We start from the raw sequence: 19,068 nt of genomic DNA on the forward strand, positions 1-19,068 counted from the left end.
ATGCTGCCCGATCATAGAACGCAACTCATTTGGGGATTGTGAATGCTGCCAGGACCGGGAAACCATCACGACTACCAAGGAGATAGAGGACTCGGCCATCGATCGCGAGGTCTCGAATTCCAATTCCCGTCTTTCCCTGAATGCGAAGGCTGTAACTGTAGCGGAGTGCCGGCATCGAATAGAAATCAATGCATCGCGATGCACAGCTCTTGCCACCGAACCATACGTAGGCTGAGGTGCCATCGAATCCGGTGCGAAGGGAAAAAGGGATCGGGATGTCTGATGTATCTCGTATCTGGGCTGGGGGCTTGTACGCGCGTTGCTCCAGACGTTCCACAAACTTTCCAACGACAGGCGAGCTTTCCGGGTTGAGCGTCGCGATCCCATCCTCCGTTTTCTTCGAGGCCACGCAACCGTATTTGTTGGCCGGCACGGAGGCGAGGTCAAGCGCGTGCGCCATCAAATTCGGCGAAGAAGGATCAAACGGGAATGGAAACCGATTCGTTACCCGGGAACCGAGCCGGACGGTGATTAGCGCACTACTCGGAGGTGCAGGCACGTATAGCAATACATCACCATTCGCGAAGGAGCAGAGCCCAGCGACGAACTGGCCCATCGGGACTGCCTGCTCTGCGGCGAGCGCCCCGTCAGTCGAAAAGAGATAGAGTCGGTGGGTGTCGTTGTCCGCAACGACGACTCCCTGCGGGTGCCAAGATGCAAGCGCCGGCGCGCGGAATTCACCGGGTCCGGACCCACGTTTCGAATACCGCCATATTGTCCTACCCGTCCGTGCATCCAGCCCAACTACAGCAGGACCCTGTGGGTCGGTCAGGAAGATGCGGCCGTTCGAGACGAGCATACGATTGGGGTCCAAAATCGTCGTGTCCGTCTCGCTGCCTCTTATCCAGAGCATGGACTTGTCGGAGAGTGTCAGATCCCTCACCGTCCGCTGAGCGATCGCGCCTTGTACCCACGCTGCGAGCGCGAGCAACAGCAACAAAAAGCAACTCCGCGTGTCAGGTAGGAGCGATGGGCGCAGCCGTCGTAGGGGAACCGGGGCGGAAGGGACAACACACCTGGGCGAACGAAGTAAGCGAGACTGGGGTGCGTCGGCTTGGCGTGGATACGCCACCAGCACCGTCAGGGGAACGGTCATCGGTATGGCTCCGGGTTGCGAATCGCGGATTTGAGCCTCAGTGTCCTGATCTTAGCGATGAACTCCTCGGGATTCAATCAATTTCGTGCGTGACGGCGCACAATCAGAGGCCCGCGATGCGCCAAGGGCGCCAGATCTGAATGACCTGGCGCCCTTCGCAATTGATCTCAGCCAACAGCCTCGCCCTACGCCGTCGCCCCGTGGCACTTCTTGTACTTCTTGCCACTGCCACACGGACAGGGATCGTTGCGCCCCACTTCAGGCCCACCCGACGGCACCGGCGCGCCGAGCATCCCCATCCCGGTCGAGACTCGCGGCGCGGCCACCGGCGTGCGGCTGACGTTGCCGGCGAAGAGATCATCGGACGACGGCTCGTGCGGCCCGCTCTCGACCACCGGTGGCGGCGGAGGCGGGGCCGGCGGACCATCGGCGCTGACCTGGATCTTGAGGTAGCGCTCGGCGAAGGTCGACTGGATGTCACGCAGGAGATCCTCGAACATCTCGAAGGCCTCCTTCTTGTACTCCACGAGCGGATCCCGCTGGCCATACGCGCGGTACTGGATCGCGTTGCGCAGCTGGTCGAGATCGTAGAGGTGATCCTTCCACTTCTCGTCGAGCACGCCCTGCATCACCTGCGACAGCACCTGCAGGTCCACGTCGGGGATGCCGATCTGCTGACCGAACTGCTGCAGGTAGGTCACCTTCCGTTCGAAAGCGGCCTCGCCTTCGGCGCGCGCCGCATCGGCCACTGCGTCGAGGGTGGGCGTGGCCTCGGCGTTGAGCACGGCCTCGGGCCCGACCAGGAACTGCATCATCAGCGCGTTCATCAGCCCGGGGCGGTCGTAATTCTCAGGGCGCTCGATGTCGACGAGATAATTGCGCGCCGTCCGATCGACCGCCACGCGAATCATCTTGATCGCTTCGGCCTTGAGCTCCTCACCCCGCTCGAGTGCAAAGAGCCGCGTAGAGTAGATGACCTCGCGCTGCTGGTTCATCACGTCATCGTATTCGAGCAAGCGCTTGCGGGTCTGGAAGTTCTGCAACTCCACCCGCTTCTGCGCCGACTCGATCGCCGCAGTGATCAGCTTGCCGGTGATGACCTCGCCCTCTTCGGCGCCGCCCTTGTCCATCATCCGGGCAATACGGTCGGAGCCGAAGAGCCGCATCAGGTCGTCTTCGAGCGACAGGAAGAAGAGCGACACGCCCGGATCGCCCTGACGGCCAGAGCGACCTCGCAGCTGGCGGTCGATGCGCCGCGACTCGTGGCGCTCGGTGCCGATGATATGCAGGCCGGCATCTTCCGAGGTCAGGTCGAGCGTCGGGTCGAGTTTGATGTCGGTGCCGCGGCCGGCCATGTTGGTCGCGATGGTGATCGCGCCGCGCTCACCGGCCTTGGCCACAATCTCGGCCTCGCGCTGGTGATACTTGGCGTTGAGCACCTCGTGCGGCAGCCCGCGGCGCTTCAGCTGACGAGACAAGGTCTCCGACACTTCCACGGTGGTGGTGCCGATCAGCACCGGCCAGCCGAGCTTGTGGATCCGCTCCACTTCATCGGCAACCGCGTTGTACTTCTCGCGCCGCGTCTTGTAGATCTGGTCGACGTGGTCTTTCCGACGGATCGGCCGGTTGGTCGGGATCACGGCGACTTCGAGGCCGTAGATCGAGTAGAACTCGGTCTCTTCGGTCTCGGCCGTGCCGGTCATGCCGCAGAGCTTCTCGTACATCCGGAAGTAGTTCTGGATGGTGATCGTCGCGAGCGTCTGCGTCTCGCCCTTCACCTGCACTCCTTCCTTCGCCTCGACCGCCTGGTGCAAACCATCGGACCAGCGACGCCCCACCATGATGCGGCCGGTGAACTCATCGACGATGAGCACCTGCCCTTCCTGCACGATGTAGTCGACCTCACGCTCGTAGAGGGCGTGCGCCTGCAGCAGCTTGTGGATGATGTGCAGCTGCTCGCTCTTGGCGGCGTAATCGGCCTCGATCTGGCGGCGCTTCTCGGCCTTCTGCTCGATGTCGAGTTCGGCGTCGTGCTCGACCGCGTGGATCTCCTGGGAGATGTCCGGCACCAGGAAGAGCTGCGGGTCGTGCGGCGAGAGCGCTTCGGCACCACGATCGGTCAGGTGGACCGAGTGGCCCTTTTCGTCGAGCACGAAGAAGAGCGAGTCTTCGATCGAGCGCATGCTCTGCTGCTTCGCCGGCAGCTTGCGGTCGGCGATGTAGTCGAGCTCGGTGCGCTGCACCAGCTGCTTGACCCCGGTCTCGTTGAGCAGCTTCTGCAGCTTCTTGTTCTTCGGGGCGCCGAGCTGGGCCTGATAGAGCTTCATCCCGGCTTCAGTGCGCATCTTCTCGTCCTGCAGCAGCTTCTCGCCCTCGGCGACGAGCCCGCTGGCGACTTCGTTCTGCTGGCGGACGATCTCCGCGATCTTCGGGTTGTAGCCACGGTAGTGAATGCTGTCTTCGTCACCCACCGGTCCGGAGATGATCAGCGGCGTCCGCGCCTCGTCGATGAGGATCGAGTCGACTTCGTCGATGATGGCGTAGATGTGCTCGCGCTGCACTCGCTGGTCGAGCGAGTACACCATGTTGTCGCGCAGGTAGTCGAAGCCGAATTCGTTGTTGGTGCCGTAGGTAATGTCGGCACCGTAGGCGGCGCGACGATCGGGTGACGACGGCTCGGTGTCATCGAGGCAGGCCACAGTGAGGCCGAGGTAGTTGAACAGGTGCCCCATCCACTGCGAGTCGCGGCGGGCGAGGTAGTTGTTCACCGTCACCAGCTGGGCGCCGCGGCCCGGAAGCGCATTGAGGTACAGCGGCAGCGTCGCAACGAGGGTCTTCCCTTCACCGGTCGCCATTTCGGCGATCCGTCCGCGATGGAGGTTGATGCCGCCGATGAGCTGGACATCGTAGGGCACCATGTTCCAGACAATCGGCTGGCCGGTCACCATGACGGTGGTGCCGACCAGGCGGCGGCATGCTTCACGGACGGTGGCGAAGGCTTCCGGCAGGATTTCATCAAGCGTCTTCGCGACCCCGTTGCGGAAGGCCTCTTCGGCGCCCTGCAACTGCACGTCGATCGCGTCGCGCTCGGTCGGATCGGCGCAGTCGTGCTTCGCGGCGCGAAGCCGTTCGACCTCGGCTCGCAAGGCCCCCGTCTGCTCTTCGAGCCGCGCGCGGAAGCGGGCGGTCTGCCCCTGAAGGGCCGCCTCATCCAGCGTCGCAATGCGCTCCTCTTCCTTTCGGATCTCCGCGAGCAGCGGCTCGAGCCGCTTCACTTCACGGGCCTGACGGGAACCGAATACCGACTCAACCAACCGCTTGATCATCCTGCTTCGCTCCGATAAAGCTGTAACCCTGAAATATAGTCGCCCACCCGCTCGGGGACCCATCCGGTGAGCGAGCGGCCCATGGCCACGCGCGACCGGATTTCGGTCGAGGAGAGCTCCATCACAGGGACCTGCACGAGGGCATCGAACCCCTCGGGTGGAGACTCGCCACCACGAGCGAACACGGCCACGGTGGCCAGGGCACGAATGGAATCAGGCTCATGCCAGGCAGCGAATCCGCGCGCGGCATCGGCGCCGAGCAGCAAGACAAGTTCCGCGCCAGAAAACTCTGCCAGAATCTCGCGCAGCGTGTCGACGGTGTAGGAGGGGCCCTCGCGGTCGAGTTCTCTGCCGTCGGCGACAAAGCCTGGCACCGAGGCCACGGCGAGCTCGACCATCCGGAGTCGCGCTTCTGCCGGCGCGCGATGACGTCCGATCTTGAAGGGCTGCTGGGCCGCGACCACGAAGCGCACCTGATCGAGGTGCAGCTGTTCGCGGGCGAGTTGCGCGACGATCAGGTGCGCGTGGTGGATCGGATCGAACGAGCCGCCGAGGATACCGATCCGCACGGGCTATTGCCCCGCAGGCTTCTCCGCCGCGGCGGCTGCTGGCAGAGGACAAGTCGCATCAAGGTGCGGCGACGTGGGGAATCGCTTCCGCATGATCGCACACGTTTCCCGCACATCTTCGGCGTACCCGATCGTCCGGTAGGTCTCGATCAGCTTGGTCATGACTTCCGGCGCAATGACGGCGCGCGGCCAGGTTGCGAGCAGGTCCTTGAGATAGAGGATCGCGGAATCGTAGGCCTTGAAGCGAAGGTAGAAAAGCGCGGCCTGGTAGCTCTTCACCGCGAAGCGTTCTTCAAGCCCGGTGATCTGCTCCTGTCCCGTCTTCGCCGCTGGTGACGCAGGATAGCGTGCGATCAGCTCCTGATAAGTGGCGATCGCGGTCTGGCCATAGGTGGCATCCAGTTCCGGCCGACGCCAGAGCGCCGAGTAGCTGTCACCGGCACGCAGCAGAGCAATCGGCGCCATCGAATCGCCAGGGAACTCATCGGAAACCCGGCGGAATTCCCGTACCGCCTGGAGGTTGCTGTGCTCGCCTACCCGCGTCTCGGCGAGATAGAATCGTGCGAGAATGGCGCGGTGATCGCCACTCGGCATTTCCAGCTGCATTCGCTCGAAGGCGGTACCGGCCTTCGACCACTTCTTCGCGGCGTACAGCCCCATCGCGCGCGACCACATCGAGTCGAGCTGCGCCGGCGTTGCGGAGAGCCGCGAAAGCAGCGGGGTCGCCGTTGTTGACGGCTTCGCCTTCCCCTTCCCACAGGCAGTGGCGAGGACGAGCACCAGCGGCAGGACGAGGGGCAGCAAGCGACGCATCAAGGGCGGTCCGGGACGGCAACAGGGTGAACGGTCGAGTCGGCAGACTCCGCAGTTCGGAGTCGCTGGAGCGCGAGGATCGTAATCGAATCGGGCGCCACGCGCGCGGACGCCACCGTTTGCCACGCCAAAGTGGCAGAAAACGGGTCGCCCTGGCGGAGCCTGGCATCGCCGAAGCCGATGAGGGCACGACGTCCCACTGCCCCGGCCGGATCCCGCCGAGCCGAACGATCGAGCCACCGCTCGGCGTCGCCGACCCGGTCGTCGTTCAGGGCGGAGAGGCCCAAGGTCAGCTCGCAGTCGGCAAGGAGGGTGGTTGCGCTTGCCCGGGCCGAATCGGCCGCCTCGCTGCGGCGGAGCACGCTTTCGAGCACCGGCACGGCCTCGATGCAGGTCCCCCGCTTGTGCTGCGCGAGACCGAGTGCCAGCAGGACCGAGTCGGCCGCAGACCGCCCGGAGACCGCAGCCAGGGCCACCGGCAATACCTGAACTGCCTCATCGGCGGGGAGATCCGAAACCAGGGCGAGCCGAAGCGCCATACGACCAAGTGGCCAGGACGGTGCCAGCTTCCGTAGGCCGAGGACCGCGCGAGCCAGCACGAGCGGTTCGCCGGCGCGCTCGGCACCCTGGGCGGCACGGGCGAGACCGGCCGCCGCCTCGCCAGCGCGCTCGGGGGCAGTGGTGCCCAGCTCGGTCCAGGCACGCACCGCCTCGAGCCGTTGCCCGGCGAGGAAGGCCGCATCGGCGTACTTGCCGAGCAGTTGCGGGGAGTTGCCAGCGGCCCGGTAGGACGTCACCGCGTCGAACCAGCGCCCCTCGTGCCAGGCAACATCACCAATGCGTTCCGGGTCGGGGGTGCGGGAGCCGCAGGCGGCGAGGAGCAGCAGCCCGAGCGACGAGATCTTCACTCCGGAATACGCTCCACCATGGCGAGGTAGGCGGCCACCCGTTCGACGTCGGGGCGAACGTCCTGTGCCGCCCGCCAGATATCGCGGGCGCCAGCGGTGTCCCCTGCGAGATAGCGCGCCAGTCCGAGCTGCACCCTGGCATCGATCCAGTCAGGACGATCGCCAAGGATCTTCTCGAGTATCTCGCGCGCCTCAAGCGGATTCCCCACTTCGATCAGGAGTCGCGAGAGCCGGAGCCGGATGTCGAGGAAGGCTGGACCGAGGTCGACAGCGCGTCGGTATTCGCGAACCGCATCGGCGAGCAGCCCGCCATCGGCGTAGAGCTCGCCGAGATGCGCGTGTTCGTTGGCAAGCCGGGAGGCGAGGTGCGCCGGGACCCCAGCCACCGGTGGCCCTTCGGACGCAGCCGCTGCGGCGAACGCTGCGGCTGCTTCTTCGTTCCGCCCCACCTGATTGAGCACGAGGCCACGATGCAGGTGCGCTTCGACATAGCGCCCATTGAGGGCGAGTGCCGAGTCGAAAGCCTCGAGCGCCTCATCGGGGCGGTCGAGCAACGACAGGGAGAGCCCCCGGAGGTGGTAGACATCGGCGTAGGCGCGACCGCTTCCCTCGACGTCGTCCAGGCAGAGCAGCGCGCCGTAGTAGTCGCGGTTCGCGAAACGCGCACGTGCGGTTTCGAGCAGACCGCCGGCGCTGAGCTTCACCCGACGACCTGGCGGAAGTAGGCGATGGTCTGTTCAAGTCCTTCGCGAAGCGGCACCTTGGGCTCCCACTGCAGGACGGCGCGCGCCACCGTCAGGTCGGGCTTGCGCACCTTCGGGTCATCCACCGGCAATTCCTTGTGTACAATCTGCGACTTCGAACCGGTCAGCGCGAGGACCTGCTCGGCCAGTTCGAGCATCGTGAACTCGCCCGGGTTGCCGATGTTGGTCGGGTCGACCCGATCGGAGTGGAAGAGCCGGTAGATCCCTTCGACCAGATCGGAGTAGTAGCAGAACGAGCGCGACTGGAGGCCGTCGCCATAGACCGTGAGCGACTCGCCCTTGAGCGCCTGCACGATGAAGTTCGACACCACCCGACCGTCCTGCGGCCGCATCCGCGGACCGTAGGTGTTGAAGATCCGGACGATCCGGGTCTCGAGACCATGGTAGGTGTGGTACGCCATCGTGATCGCCTCGGCGAAGCGCTTCGCTTCGTCGTACACCCCGCGAGGTCCGACCGGATTCACGTTCCCCCAGTAGGTCTCCGGCTGCGGATGCACCAGCGGATCGCCATACACCTCCGACGTCGAGGCGAGGAAGAAGCGCGCCTTCTTGGCCTTGGCGAGTCCCAGGGCGTTGTGGGTGCCGAGCGAACCGACCTTGAGCGTCTGGATCGGCATCTCGAGGTAATCGATGGGCGAGGCCGGCGAGGCGAAGTGAAGCACGCCATCCACCTGACCATCCACGAAGATGTACTGCGACACGTCGTGGCGAACGAAGCGGAAGCGATCGTTGCCCATCAGGTGCGCCAGATTCTCCGGACGCCCGGTGATGAAGTTGTCGACGCCCACCACTTCGTGGCCGTCGGCCAGAAAACGATCGGTCAGGTGCGACCCGAGGAAGCCGGCGGCTCCGGTAATCACCACGCGCATTACGCGTCCTTCCGGCCGATGCCGGTGTAGCGGAATCCGAGCCGCGACATTCGCGCAGGCTCGTACAAGTTCCGGCCATCAACAATGACCGGCGTGCGGAGGACCTGCTTGATCCGCTCAAAGTCCGGATTGCGATAGACGAGCCACTCCGTGACAACTGCCAGCGCATCCGCGCCCGTGAGCGCGTCGTACGGATCGGTCGCAAAGGTCACCCGATCCTGCCAGAGCGCCCGCGCCACCTCCATCGCCTCCGGGTCATGCGCCCGGACGCTTGCCCCGGCCTCGAGCAGCGCATCGATCAGCGCCACGGCAGGACTCTCCCGCATATCGTCGGTGCCGGCCTTGAACGCGAGCCCCCAGACCGCCACCGTGCGACCACTCAGGTCACCGAGCAGGCGTTGCAGCTTCTCGAACATCACCCGCTTCTGGCGCGCGTTCACCGCTTCGACCGCATCGAAGAGCGCTGGCGACATCCCTGCCCCGCGCGCCGTGTGCATCAGCGCCTTGACGTCCTTCGGGAAGCAGGAACCACCATAGCCCGGGCCCGGGAAGAGAAAGGCGTTTCCGATCCGGGTGTCGCTGCCGATTCCCTTGCGCACGGCAAAGACATCGGCGCCGACCAGTTCGCAGAGCTCGGCAATCTGATTCATGAACGAAATGCGGGTGGCCAGCATCGCATTCGCCGCGTACTTCGTCACCTCGGCCGACGGGATATCCATGAACAGGATCGGCGAACCGGAGCGGACGTAGGGCGAATAGAGCTCCCGGAGCAGTTCTTCAGCACGGGGATCATCGGTGCCCAGCACGACGCGGTCGGGCTTCATGAAATCGTCGATCGCGGCCCCTTCCTTCAGGAACTCGGGATTCGAGGCCACGGCGAAGTCGCCCGTTGTGGCGGCACGGACCGCGGTGCGCACCTTCTCGGCTGTCCCCACCGGGACAGTGGATTTGGTGACGACCACCTTGAAGCGGTCGAGATGCTGACCGATCGTGTTGGCGACCGCCAGCACGTGTTGCAGGTCGGCCGAACCATCTTCGCCAGGTGGGGTTCCGACGGCGATGAAGACCACATCGCCATGCTCCACCGCAGCACCGAGATCGGTGGTAAAGCGCAGACGACCCTCGGCAGTATTCCGCTCGACGAGGGGCTGCAGCCCCGGTTCGTAGATCGGGAGCACCCCCTCGCGGAGGCGCGCAATCTTGCCGGCGTCCACATCCGCGCACACCACCTCGTTGCCCGTCTCCGCGAAGCAGGCCCCGGCTACGAGTCCGACGTAGCCGGACCCGATCACCGTTACTCGCATCAACCCACCTTCGCCATGATGTTCCGCGTGTCGACGACGAGCCGGGCGTTCCGCTTGACCAGAGCCCAGTCGATGCTCGCGTGGTCGGTCACGACCAGGACCGCGTCGGCATTCTTGACAGCGGCTTCGGTGAGCGGAACCGACTTGTAGTCGTGACCGGCCTCGGAGAAGTGCGGCACATACGGATCGTGATACGACACGTCGGCACCATACTGATGCAGCAGCCCGAGAATATCGAGCGCGGGACTCTCGCGGAGATCCTCGATGTCCTTCTTGTATGCGACGCCCATCACGAGCACCTTCGCGCCCTTGATCGCCTTCGCGTGGTCGTTCAGTTCTTCCATCAGCTTGCGGACCCAGAACAGCGGCATCTCGCTGTTGAGTTCGCCCGCAAGATCGATGAATCGCGTCTTGTAGTTCAGGCCGCGCATCTTCCACGCGAGATAGTGCGGGTCGATGGGGATGCAATGTCCGCCGAGTCCCGGGCCGGGGAGGAACTTCATGAAGCCGAAGGGCTTGGTCGCCGCCGCCTCGATGACTTCCCACACATCGACGCCGAGCTTGTCGCAGACAATCGCCATCTCGTTGACGAGCCCGATGTTGACACTGCGGAAAGTGTTTTCGAGCAGCTTCACGAGCTCGGCCGCCTCCGTGGTACTCACCGGCACCAGCGTGTCGATGGCCGGCGCATACATCGCGCAGGCGACCTTGTGACAGTCTGGGGTGATGCCCCCAACCACTTTCGGCGTGTTCCGGGTGCCATACTTGGGATTGCCCGGATCGACACGCTCCGGCGAGAAGGCGAGGAAGAAGTCCTCGCCGACCGTCAACCCCGTGCTCTCCAGCGCCGGCAGCATGATCTCCCGCGTGGTCCCGGGATACGTCGTGCTCTCGAGGATGATGACCTGGCCCCGGCGCAGCGTCGCCTTGATGGCTTCGGTTGCCGCGACGATGAACGAGACATCAGGGTCCTTGTACTTCGACAGCGGCGTCGGCACGCAGATCGAGATTGCATCTGCCTCGCCCAGTCGCAGCGGGTCAGTGGTTGCCTCGAACAGATTCTTCGCACGAAGTTCGGCGACTTCGCTGCTGGCGATGTCCTTGATGTGCGACTGGCCGGCGTTCAGCCCATCGACCACGCGCTGCGTGATGTCGTAGCCTAGCACCTTGAAGCCGGCGCGGCCGAGTTCGACGGCGAGCGGGAGCCCGACGTACCCGAGCCCGACGATTCCGAACGTGATGTCGCGCTTTTCGGCGCGGGCAATGAGGTCCTGGGCAAGCGTCATGGCAGTCAGTACTCCAGCGGCAAGGCGACCCGCCGCCCATCACGGGCAGCGAGGTACGTGGCGATCAGCAATTCGAGCGAATGGAGGCCCTCGCGGCCATCCGTGTCCGGCTGCGCGTTGCCGCGCAGTACTGCAAAAACGTTTTCGTAATAGCTGCGGTGACCGTGTCCGTAGACCGAGGTCGTGGCGTAGCTCGCATCGGTGACGGCGGCATCATCGGGATGCTCATCGGCAAACTCCCAATGATCGATCCGGTTCACGGCGACTCCGCCGAGGCGGACGGTACCGTGCTCCCCGAGGATGGTGATCGATCCTTCGAGATTCTTGGGGTAGGTCAGCATCGTGACGGCCATCGTCCCGAGCGCGCCGTTGCGCCACTTGATCGAGAGCACCCCGGAGTCTTCCACCTCGATGGTGCGCGCGAGCGTCGCCGTGTACGCCTGGACGCTCTCGACCGGCCCGACGAGCCAGTCGAGCAGGTCGACGTAGTGGCTGGCCTGGTTCATGAAGGCGCCGCCATCGAACTCCCAGGTCCCGCGCCACGGTGCGCTGTCGTAGTACGATTGCGGCCGGCTCCAGAAGACGTTGACCGAGACCATGTAGATCCGGCCGAACCGACCCGCTTCGATCGCGCGCTTGAGCAGCTGTACGGTTGCATTGCGGCGATTCTGCTTCACCACGAAGAGATGACGATCGGCGCGGTCGCAGGCGGCCACCATCGCCTTGCCATCCGCCCACCGCGTCGCCATCGGTTTCTCGGTGACGACGTGTCGACCCGCGTCGGCACAGGCGATCGCCTGCGCGGCGTGCAGCCCGCTGGGCGTGGCCAGCACGATCAGGTCCGCGTCGGAGCCGGCCAGCAGGTCGTCCAGACTGCGGAACGCCTTGGCCCCGGTGCGTGCGGCCGCCCGCGACAGGGCATCCGGATCCGAATCGCAGACGGCAACGACCTCGCACTCACCCGCATGCGCCTCGAAGGCCTCGAAGTGGTTGCCGGCGATCCGCCCGCACCCGACCACGGCCACGCGAATGCGCCGCCCGGCAATCGGCGCCGCACCGACCATCCGGGGCCGCGTGTGCAGGCTCACGCGTAGAACTCGCGAACACCCTGCACCACTTCATCGAGCTGGGCACGGGTCAGTTCGGAGTAGATCGGCAGCGAGAGCACGGACTGCATGGCAGCCTCAGTCACGGGGAGATCACCGAGCTTGTAGCCAAGATCCGCGAAGCAGGGCTGCAGGTGGAGCGGAAGCGGGTAATAGATGGCACAGCCGATCCCGCGCGCCTTGAGATGCGCCATCAGCTCGTCCCGCCGCTCCGCCTGGATGGTGTACTGGTGCCAGATGTGCTCGTTGGCCGATTCGACCACCGGAGGCACGACCTGCCCGATCTCTCCGAGCGCCTGCTCGTAGTACTCGGCATTGGCGCGGCGCGCGACGTTCCACTCCTGGAGGTGCCGCAACTTCACCAGCAACACGGCGGCCTGCAGCGAGTCGAGTCGGGAGTTGAAACCGACCTCATCGTGATGATACTGCTTGGCCCCGCCGTGCAGCCGGAGCCGGGCGAGCCGGGCGCCGAGCGCGTCGTCGTTCGTCAGCATCATCCCGCCATCACCCCATGCCCCGAGGTTCTTGGTCGGGAAGAAGGAGAGCGTGGCCACCGTGCCGAGCTGCCCGACCTGAATCCACTCGCCGTTCACCTTGCGGCGGGCGCCCACGGACTGCGCACCATCCTCGATCACTGCGAGGCTGTGCTTCGCGGCGATCGGAGCAATCTTCTCCATGGCCGCCATCTGCCCGAAGAGATGCACCACGACGATCGCCCTGGTTCGCGGGGTGATTGCCGCCTCGATGGCGGCCGGCGAGATGTTGAAAGTACCCGGCTCGATATCGACGAAGACCGGCGTGCCACCTGCGTTGTGGATCGCTCCGGCAGTAGCAAAGAACGTGAAGGCGGGAGAGATGACCTCATCGCCGGGCTTCAGGTCGAGGGCCCGCAGTGGCAGGAGGAGCGCGTCGGTACCGCTGGCGCAGGCGACGCCGTGCTTGATCTGCATGAGGGAGGCGATCGCCTCCTCGAGCGCCGGAATCTCCGGCCCCATGATGAAGCCTTGCCGCTCGATCACCGTGCGAAGCGCAGGCTCGATTTCATCCTTGATGAGCTGATACTGAGTGACAAGGTCGAGCAACGGTACCGGCATGTCTGACCCGGGCGAAAGTGAGCTAACTATCAATGGCAGCGGAAGTTACCCCTGCCCTTCGGGCGAAGCAATCAGCGTCAGGACCCCGTCCCGCTCCAGGTAGCTGGTGCCGCAGGCAGTGCACGTCGCGTGCCCCCCGGTCAGCCGGAGGCGTTCGCCGCAGCGACAGACCCAGCCGACCCGGCGGGCCGGGACGCCCACCATCAGCCCGAAGGCGGGGACATCGCTCGTCACCACCGCCCCCGCCCCGATAAAGGCGTATTCGCCGAGCGTGGCGCCGCAGACGATGGTGGCGTTCGCGCCGATTGACGAGCCGCGGCGAACCAGGGTCCGCCGGTACTCGTGCTTGCGGGAGACATGGCTGCGGGGGTTCAGGACGTTGGTGAAGACGCAACTCGGGCCGCAGAAGACGTCGTCTTCGAGCTCGACCCCTTCGTAAATCGAGACGTTGTTCTGGATCTTGACGTTGTTGCCGATCCGGGTCCCCGGCATCACCACCACGTTCTGACCGAGGGAACTCCGCTCCCCGACCACGGCACCTGCCATCACATGGCAGAAGTGCCAGATCTTGGTGCCTTCGCCGATGGTGGCGCCGTCATCGACATAACTCGACTCGTGTACGAAGAATCCCGCCATCCCAGCCCCCCGGAGCCGCGTGAGGCGGAAAGATAAGCGGGGGTGTCAGCCCAGGGTCGGCAGGAATCGCGGCGATCGGCGGAGCTGCGTCGCCTGTTCAAAGGCGTATGCGAGGCCGAGCAGGCGCGGTTCGGCCCAGGCGCGGCCGATGAAGGAGAGCCCGACCGGAAGCTCGTGGACCAGACCCATTGGCACCGTGATACTGGGATATCCTGCGACGGCGGCGAACGAGGTGTTCCCGCCGGTGAAATGGTCGCCGTTGAGCAGGTCAGTCGTCCACGCGGGCTGGTTGGAGGGGAGCACGATCGCGTCCAGGCGGCCCCGGTTCATCGTGGCGTCGATCCCTTCGGTCCGGCTCTTCAGGAGACACCGGGCCCGGGCGTCAAGGTATTTCCGATCGGTGAGCGCGCCGACGCGCTGGGCCCGGATGAAGGTCTCCTGACCAAACCAGGGCATCTCGCGCTCCTTCTCTTGCTCGTTCCACGCAATCAAGTCGGCGAGAGTACGAACGGGCGACCCCGCCCCGCGGGTCGCCAGATAGGCGTTGAGTCCCGCCTTGAATTCGTAGTCGAGCACGATCCCTTCCGCGGCGTCGAAAGTGCCGGCGGTCACCAGGTTGGCAGGATCGACGATGATCGCGCCGGCATCGCGCAGCGCACGGATCGCTTCATCGAATCGCTGATCGACCTCCGGATGGAAGCCGGCCAGGTTGCGGGCGACCCCGATGCGTGCGCCCTTGAGCGCTGCGGTGTCGAGTTGGCCCTGATAGTCGTCGCGGCTGTGCCCCTTGCTCGCAAGGGTTGCGCGGTCGCGCGGATCCACGCCGGTGAGTGCGCCGAGGAGTGCCGCGGCATCGGCGACTGAACGCGCCATCGGCCCCGCCGTATCCTGGCTCGCCGATATCGGGATGATTCCCGAACGGCCCCAGAGGCCCACCGTAGGCTTCACGCCAACCAATCCGCAGAGCGCCGATGGGCAAATAATCGAGCCGTCTGTCTCGGTGCCGATCCCGATCGTCGCGAAATCCGCCGCGATCGCCGCGCCCGTTCCCGACGATGAGCCGCAGGGGTTCCGGTCCAGGACGTACGGGTTGCGAGTCTGACCTCCGCGTCCGCTCCAGCCACTGGTGGCACGGGTTGACCGGAAGTTGGCCCATTCACTGAGGTTGGTCTTGCCGAGGAGTACGGCGCCAGCCAGGCGGAGCCGCTCGACAATGAACGCATCGCGGGGGGCGCTGCTCGTGGCCAGCGCCAGCGAGCCGGCGCTCGTCCGCATCCGGTCACCGGTATCGATGTTGTCCTTGATGAGGATCGGAATCCCGTGCAGCGGACCAATGGAGCGGCCCGCGCGGTGTTCGGCGTCGGCACGGTCGGCGATGGCGAGCGCCTCGGGGTTGGCCTCGATGACGGCGTTGACCGCGGCACCTCGCCTGTCGAACGCCTCGATCCGGGCGAGGTAGCGCTCGGCAAGTCCACGCGCCGAGAGTTCGCCGCGCTGCATCATCGCGGAGAGTTCCGTCACACTTCGTTCGAAAAGCGGATCCGGTGCCGCGGCGATCTCGGACGGTAGTGGTATCGCCGTGAGGGGGTCACCGGGCGATTGCTGTCGGTCGAGCCCGAGCAGCGCCGCGCCACCGACAAGGGAGTGGGCGAGAAATGCCCGCCGCTCGATCGCAGGATCAGTTGACTGAGACACGCGCGCCTCCTGGCGTAGGCTACGGAACCCCACCGAGATGGTCACATCGGTTTCGTTCGAATTGTGTTAGAACCGCGTCAATACTGGGCGCGAACCGCTTCCTGACAATTCCATACTATCATCGCGATCGATCGCTGCGGATTCTCCAGTACACCTGAGATGGCACGCGCGTCGCGCGATGTCACTCACGGTGCTCTCCAACGGAGAACTCCATCATGCAACAGCCTGGTAGGACCCCCTTCGCACACGCGCTTCGGCGCGCGGTGTGTCTGGCGACGTGTGCCGTAAGCTTTACTGCGGCACTCTCGGCCCAATCCACCGGCAAGCTGGAGGGACGTATTCGCGACCAGAGCGGCCAACCGGTCGCGAATGCGCGTGTCCTGATCGTCGGCAGTTCGGCCTCGGCCACGGCCAATCCACAGGGATACTACTTCTTCAACAACGTGCCCGCCGGCGATGTCTCGGTGCGGGTGTCCTACGTCGGCTTCAAGCCCAAGGAGATCACTGGCGTCAAGATCCTGTCCGGTCAGACCATTACGCAAGACGTAGCGCTCGAGCAGACGCCGGTGGCCGTGCAGGAAATTCAGGTCATCGCCGCGAGTAACGCGCTGGTCCCGCGAGACCAGGTGACCTCGAAGCAGCTCGTCGACGGCTCCTTCACTGACAAGCTTCCGGTCGACCGCGTCAACGGCGTCCTCGCCCTCCAGCCGGGTGTTTCCGCGGCGCCGGGCGGCGGAACCCTGTCCGTTCGAGGTGGCCGGAGCGACGAGAACAGTACCTTCATCGACGGTGTGCCAGTCGCTCGCGGCAATCGCGGCACCGGTTCAGGTCGAGGACTCGGCGCGACCGCACCGGGCAACACGGCCCCCGACGCCACCATCAGTGTGAGCACCAACGCCTTCGAGGACGCCTCCGTCACGACCGGCGCCTCCTCTGCGGAATTCGGGAATGCGCAGGGCGGTGTCATCGCGATCACCACCCGAAGCGGCGGATCGCGCTTCTCCGGCAATCTGGGCTATGAGACCGACCAGTTTTCCGGACAGCGGTATTCCAACGGCTTCAACCGCTTGCAGGCCTCCCTCGGCGGGCCCGTCCTGAAGGACCTGACGTTCTTTGTCGGTGGGACGCTGGAAGGCCAGACGACCGCGACGCAGGGCTACAAGGGTTGGGAAGTACCGGGCTTCGTCCGTGCCGGGGTAGACACCAGCTACTCGGTCGCGCGGACCCGCAACGATCCGGCGTCGGATACCACGATGGTCTCCGTCTACAAGTACGCAATGTTCCGGGGTGAGTGCGACAATGCCCTGGTGGCCAACGCCGCCGACGCGGACATGCGCAACAACTACGGCTACAGCTGTCACGGCAACCAGAATCCGTTCGCGCCAACGACGAACCTGCAGCTCACGAGCAAGCTCAACTATTCGTTCGGTCAGGGTTCGCGCCTGGCGCTGTCGTTCCTGACCAACAACAGCCAGACCCGCGGCCAGCGCGGCGCCGACCTGACTCTCGGCACGCAGGTGCGCAACAATGTCGCGACGCTGAACTGGACCCAGACGCTTCGCAAGAATTCATCGCGGGCGATCGCGCTGGATGCCTACCTCTCCTACCAGTGGGACCGCTCGATCGCGTCGCCACTCACGGCGGCCTCGGAAGAGTCGAGTCGTGACCCGTTCAACGGCTGGCAGCTGAAGGGGTACGACTTCCTGTATGGCTTCAAGCAGTTCGCGGTCACTGACGAACTCGTGCGCAACTACCGCCTGAACCAGAGCAACACCCCGATCACGATCCTCGACCGTGCCAATGTGTCCCAGTACGGCGGCAACCCGGTATACGGCAATGTCGGCGGCGCCGTGGTGCTTCCCGATGGCGTCGGTGCCCTGGCTGGCGGCGGCGGTAACGTGGCCGCGACCCTCAACACGGCGAGCGAGAACCGTCTCCTTGGGAAGGCGAACCTCGACTGGCAGCTCGACCGGTACAACCGGCTCAAGTTCGGCGGCGAATACACGAAGTACACGACCAGTACCTACAGTGTCGCGGCCAACGGTCAGGCCTTCTCGGACATCTGGCTCGCCCACCCGACACGCTATAACGTGTTTGCCGAGGACCGCCTCGATCTCGGCGATGTCGTGCTCGTCGGCGGCCTGCGCTATGACTACTTCAAGGTCGGCGCCAGCAAGTGGAAGGACTTCCCGCGCATCTCGTCGGCGCCGGGATTCACGCCGGACAACCTCGACAACTACCTCGAGGAGTACAAGAAGCACGACTATTTCTCGCCGCACATCCAGGTGGCCTTCCCGGTCACGGATCGTACCAACTTCCGGCTGTCCTATGCCCAGCAGGTCCAGCAGCCGGACTTCTCCGTCGTGTTGTTCGGGTCGAACACCGACCTGTCCATCACCAACACGAACAACAACTACGGCACCGATCTCGACTTCGGCAAGTCGATCATCTTCGAGTTCGGCGTCCGTCACGCCTTCAGCGATGACATGGTGCTCGACGTCACCGTGTACAACAAGGACAACCTGGCCAATGCTGCGGGTCGACTGATTCCGCTGACGGATCCGATCGGAGACGCGCGCAACGACATCCGGCTGCAGGTCAACCAGGACTTCGGCAATACCCGTGGTCTGGATCTGCGTCTCGATCGCCGCTTCGGCAACATCTTCAACGGCGTGCTGAGCTACTCCTTCCAGGATGCCAAGAACACCGGCTCGAATCCGTTCTCGTTCATCAACTTCGGGTCACGGATCATCTCGGGCCTCGGCGGCTCGAACACCCCGCCGCCCCAGGCGGCCCAGCCGCTCGGCACCTCGCGCCCGCATAACATCGCGGGACAGGCGGCCTTCACGTTCCCGCCCGATTACAAGAGCGGGACCGTGGTCGGCAGCATCATGAAGAAGGTCGGCCTCTTCACGACCTTCCGGTACGCATCGGGAACGCCGTACACCCGCTGCTCGACCGAGGACGAAGGCTCGATCAACGTGCTCTCGGGCGCTCCTTGCGCCAAGGAGCTTGCGGGCGACTTCAACGCCGCCAGGCTTCCGGCCTACAAGGAGTTCAATCTCCGGGTCACCAAGGGCTTCTCGGTCGGGAAGCTCGATTTCACCGCCTATGGTGACGCGCGCAACCTGTTCAACATCCAGAACATTGCGCAGGTCTTCACGGCGACGGGTAGCGCCGTCAGCGCCACTTCGCGCGCGCGTGCCTGGTCGGCCGACTCGACCGCCTTCGCGGATTTTGCCTCGGCGAACGGTGCCTATGAGAGCCGGAGCGGAAACATTGCCCTGCCAGCGTCGAATGCAGCCTGCGGCAACTACGCAGATGCTTCCGGCAATTCTGCCGGGCCGACGTGCTATTACTACCGCAAGTCCGAGCAGCGCTTCGGCAATGGCGACGGCGTCTATACGCTGGCAGAGCAGCGGCGTGCGTCGGATAACTTCCGGGCCCCCGCGACCCATATCTCGAATTTCGCGTTCCCGGGGCGTCAGGTTCGGTTTGGCATGGAAGTCAACTTCTAGGCTTCCGCGGGACTGACACAGGGC

The 19,068-nt window shown here is 64.8% G+C and carries 14 protein-coding genes; 1 reads left to right on the forward strand and 13 read right to left on the reverse strand.

Features of this window, described 5'->3' with window-relative positions; genetic code table 11:
* Positions 1-25 precede the first annotated feature (25 nt).
* The 13 genes from V4558_11570 to V4558_11630 form a co-directional block, all read right to left on the reverse strand.
* On the reverse strand, positions 26-997 hold the full coding sequence (locus tag V4558_11570) for a PQQ-binding-like beta-propeller repeat protein (GenBank protein ID MES2306142.1): 972 nt from the start codon (positions 995-997) through the stop codon (positions 26-28).
* 344 nt (positions 998-1,341) lie between these two features.
* Positions 1,342-4,482 (reverse strand): preprotein translocase subunit SecA, encoded by a 3,141-nt coding sequence (gene secA, locus V4558_11575; protein ID MES2306143.1) that lies wholly within the window; start codon positions 4,480-4,482, stop codon positions 1,342-1,344.
* The gene (nadD, locus tag V4558_11580; protein ID MES2306144.1) at positions 4,479-5,051 is read right to left on the reverse strand and encodes a nicotinate-nucleotide adenylyltransferase; all 573 of its coding nucleotides are present in this window, start codon (positions 5,049-5,051) and stop codon (positions 4,479-4,481) included. The genes secA and nadD overlap by 4 nt, the downstream gene beginning before the upstream one ends.
* Positions 5,052-5,054: 3 nt before the next feature.
* Entirely contained in the window at positions 5,055-5,864 is an 810-nt protein-coding gene (gene bamD / locus V4558_11585; GenBank protein ID MES2306145.1) for an outer membrane protein assembly factor BamD, read from the reverse strand.
* Complete coding sequence (locus V4558_11590; GenBank protein ID MES2306146.1) at positions 5,864-6,772, reverse strand: hypothetical protein; 909 nt, start codon at positions 6,770-6,772, stop codon at positions 5,864-5,866. Before V4558_11590 ends, bamD begins: the two co-directional genes overlap by 1 nt.
* The gene (locus V4558_11595) at positions 6,769-7,476 is read right to left on the reverse strand and encodes a tetratricopeptide repeat protein (GenBank protein MES2306147.1); all 708 of its coding nucleotides are present in this window, start codon (positions 7,474-7,476) and stop codon (positions 6,769-6,771) included. Before V4558_11595 ends, V4558_11590 begins: the two co-directional genes overlap by 4 nt.
* Positions 7,473-8,405 (reverse strand): UDP-glucuronic acid decarboxylase family protein, encoded by a 933-nt coding sequence (locus tag V4558_11600; GenBank protein MES2306148.1) that lies wholly within the window; start codon positions 8,403-8,405, stop codon positions 7,473-7,475. Before V4558_11600 ends, V4558_11595 begins: the two co-directional genes overlap by 4 nt.
* Positions 8,405-9,709, reverse strand: a complete 1,305-nt coding sequence (locus V4558_11605) for a UDP-glucose/GDP-mannose dehydrogenase family protein (protein MES2306149.1) — start codon at positions 9,707-9,709, stop codon at positions 8,405-8,407. The genes V4558_11600 and V4558_11605 overlap by 1 nt, the downstream gene beginning before the upstream one ends.
* Entirely contained in the window at positions 9,709-10,995 is a 1,287-nt protein-coding gene (locus V4558_11610; GenBank protein MES2306150.1) for a nucleotide sugar dehydrogenase, read from the reverse strand. Before V4558_11610 ends, V4558_11605 begins: the two co-directional genes overlap by 1 nt.
* A gap of 5 nt (positions 10,996-11,000) precedes the next feature.
* Entirely contained in the window at positions 11,001-12,059 is a 1,059-nt protein-coding gene (locus tag V4558_11615) for a Gfo/Idh/MocA family oxidoreductase (protein ID MES2306151.1), read from the reverse strand.
* Between the two features lie 20 nt (positions 12,060-12,079).
* A complete protein-coding gene (locus V4558_11620) occupies positions 12,080-13,195 on the reverse strand; it encodes a DegT/DnrJ/EryC1/StrS family aminotransferase (GenBank protein ID MES2306152.1) in 1,116 nt (371 codons plus the stop codon).
* A gap of 45 nt (positions 13,196-13,240) precedes the next feature.
* The gene (locus tag V4558_11625) at positions 13,241-13,831 is read right to left on the reverse strand and encodes an acyltransferase (GenBank protein MES2306153.1); all 591 of its coding nucleotides are present in this window, start codon (positions 13,829-13,831) and stop codon (positions 13,241-13,243) included.
* A gap of 45 nt (positions 13,832-13,876) precedes the next feature.
* Positions 13,877-15,526 carry an amidase gene (locus V4558_11630; GenBank protein MES2306154.1) on the reverse strand — a complete coding sequence of 550 codons (1,650 nt, stop codon included), beginning with the start codon at positions 15,524-15,526 and terminating at the stop codon, positions 13,877-13,879.
* A gap of 215 nt (positions 15,527-15,741) precedes the next feature.
* On the opposite strand from V4558_11630, the gene V4558_11635 reads away from it, so the two are divergent.
* Positions 15,742-19,044 (forward strand): TonB-dependent receptor, encoded by a 3,303-nt coding sequence (locus tag V4558_11635; protein MES2306155.1) that lies wholly within the window; start codon positions 15,742-15,744, stop codon positions 19,042-19,044.
* The last annotated feature ends 24 nt before the right edge of the window (positions 19,045-19,068 follow it).

The organism is Gemmatimonadota bacterium, from assembly GCA_040388535.1.
GTDB lineage: Bacteria > Gemmatimonadota > Gemmatimonadetes > Gemmatimonadales > GWC2-71-9 > Palsa-1233.

Coding starts and splice junctions, on each gene's coding strand:
- secA (MES2306143.1), bottom strand. CDS start 4,482: ATGATCAAGCGGTTGGTTGAGTCGGTATTCGGTTCCCGTCAGGCCCGT.
- bamD (MES2306145.1), bottom strand. CDS start 5,864: ATGCGTCGCTTGCTGCCCCTCGTCCTGCCGCTGGTGCTCGTCCTCGCC.
- V4558_11600 (MES2306148.1), bottom strand. CDS start 8,405: ATGCGCGTGGTGATTACCGGAGCCGCCGGCTTCCTCGGGTCGCACCTG.
- V4558_11605 (MES2306149.1), bottom strand. CDS start 9,709: ATGCGAGTAACGGTGATCGGGTCCGGCTACGTCGGACTCGTAGCCGGG.
- V4558_11610 (MES2306150.1), bottom strand. CDS start 10,995: ATGACGCTTGCCCAGGACCTCATTGCCCGCGCCGAAAAGCGCGACATC.
- V4558_11615 (MES2306151.1), bottom strand. CDS start 12,059: ATGGTCGGTGCGGCGCCGATTGCCGGGCGGCGCATTCGCGTGGCCGTG.
- V4558_11620 (MES2306152.1), bottom strand. CDS start 13,195: ATGCCGGTACCGTTGCTCGACCTTGTCACTCAGTATCAGCTCATCAAG.
- V4558_11625 (MES2306153.1), bottom strand. CDS start 13,831: ATGGCGGGATTCTTCGTACACGAGTCGAGTTATGTCGATGACGGCGCC.
- V4558_11635 (MES2306155.1), top strand. CDS start 15,742: ATGCAACAGCCTGGTAGGACCCCCTTCGCACACGCGCTTCGGCGCGCG.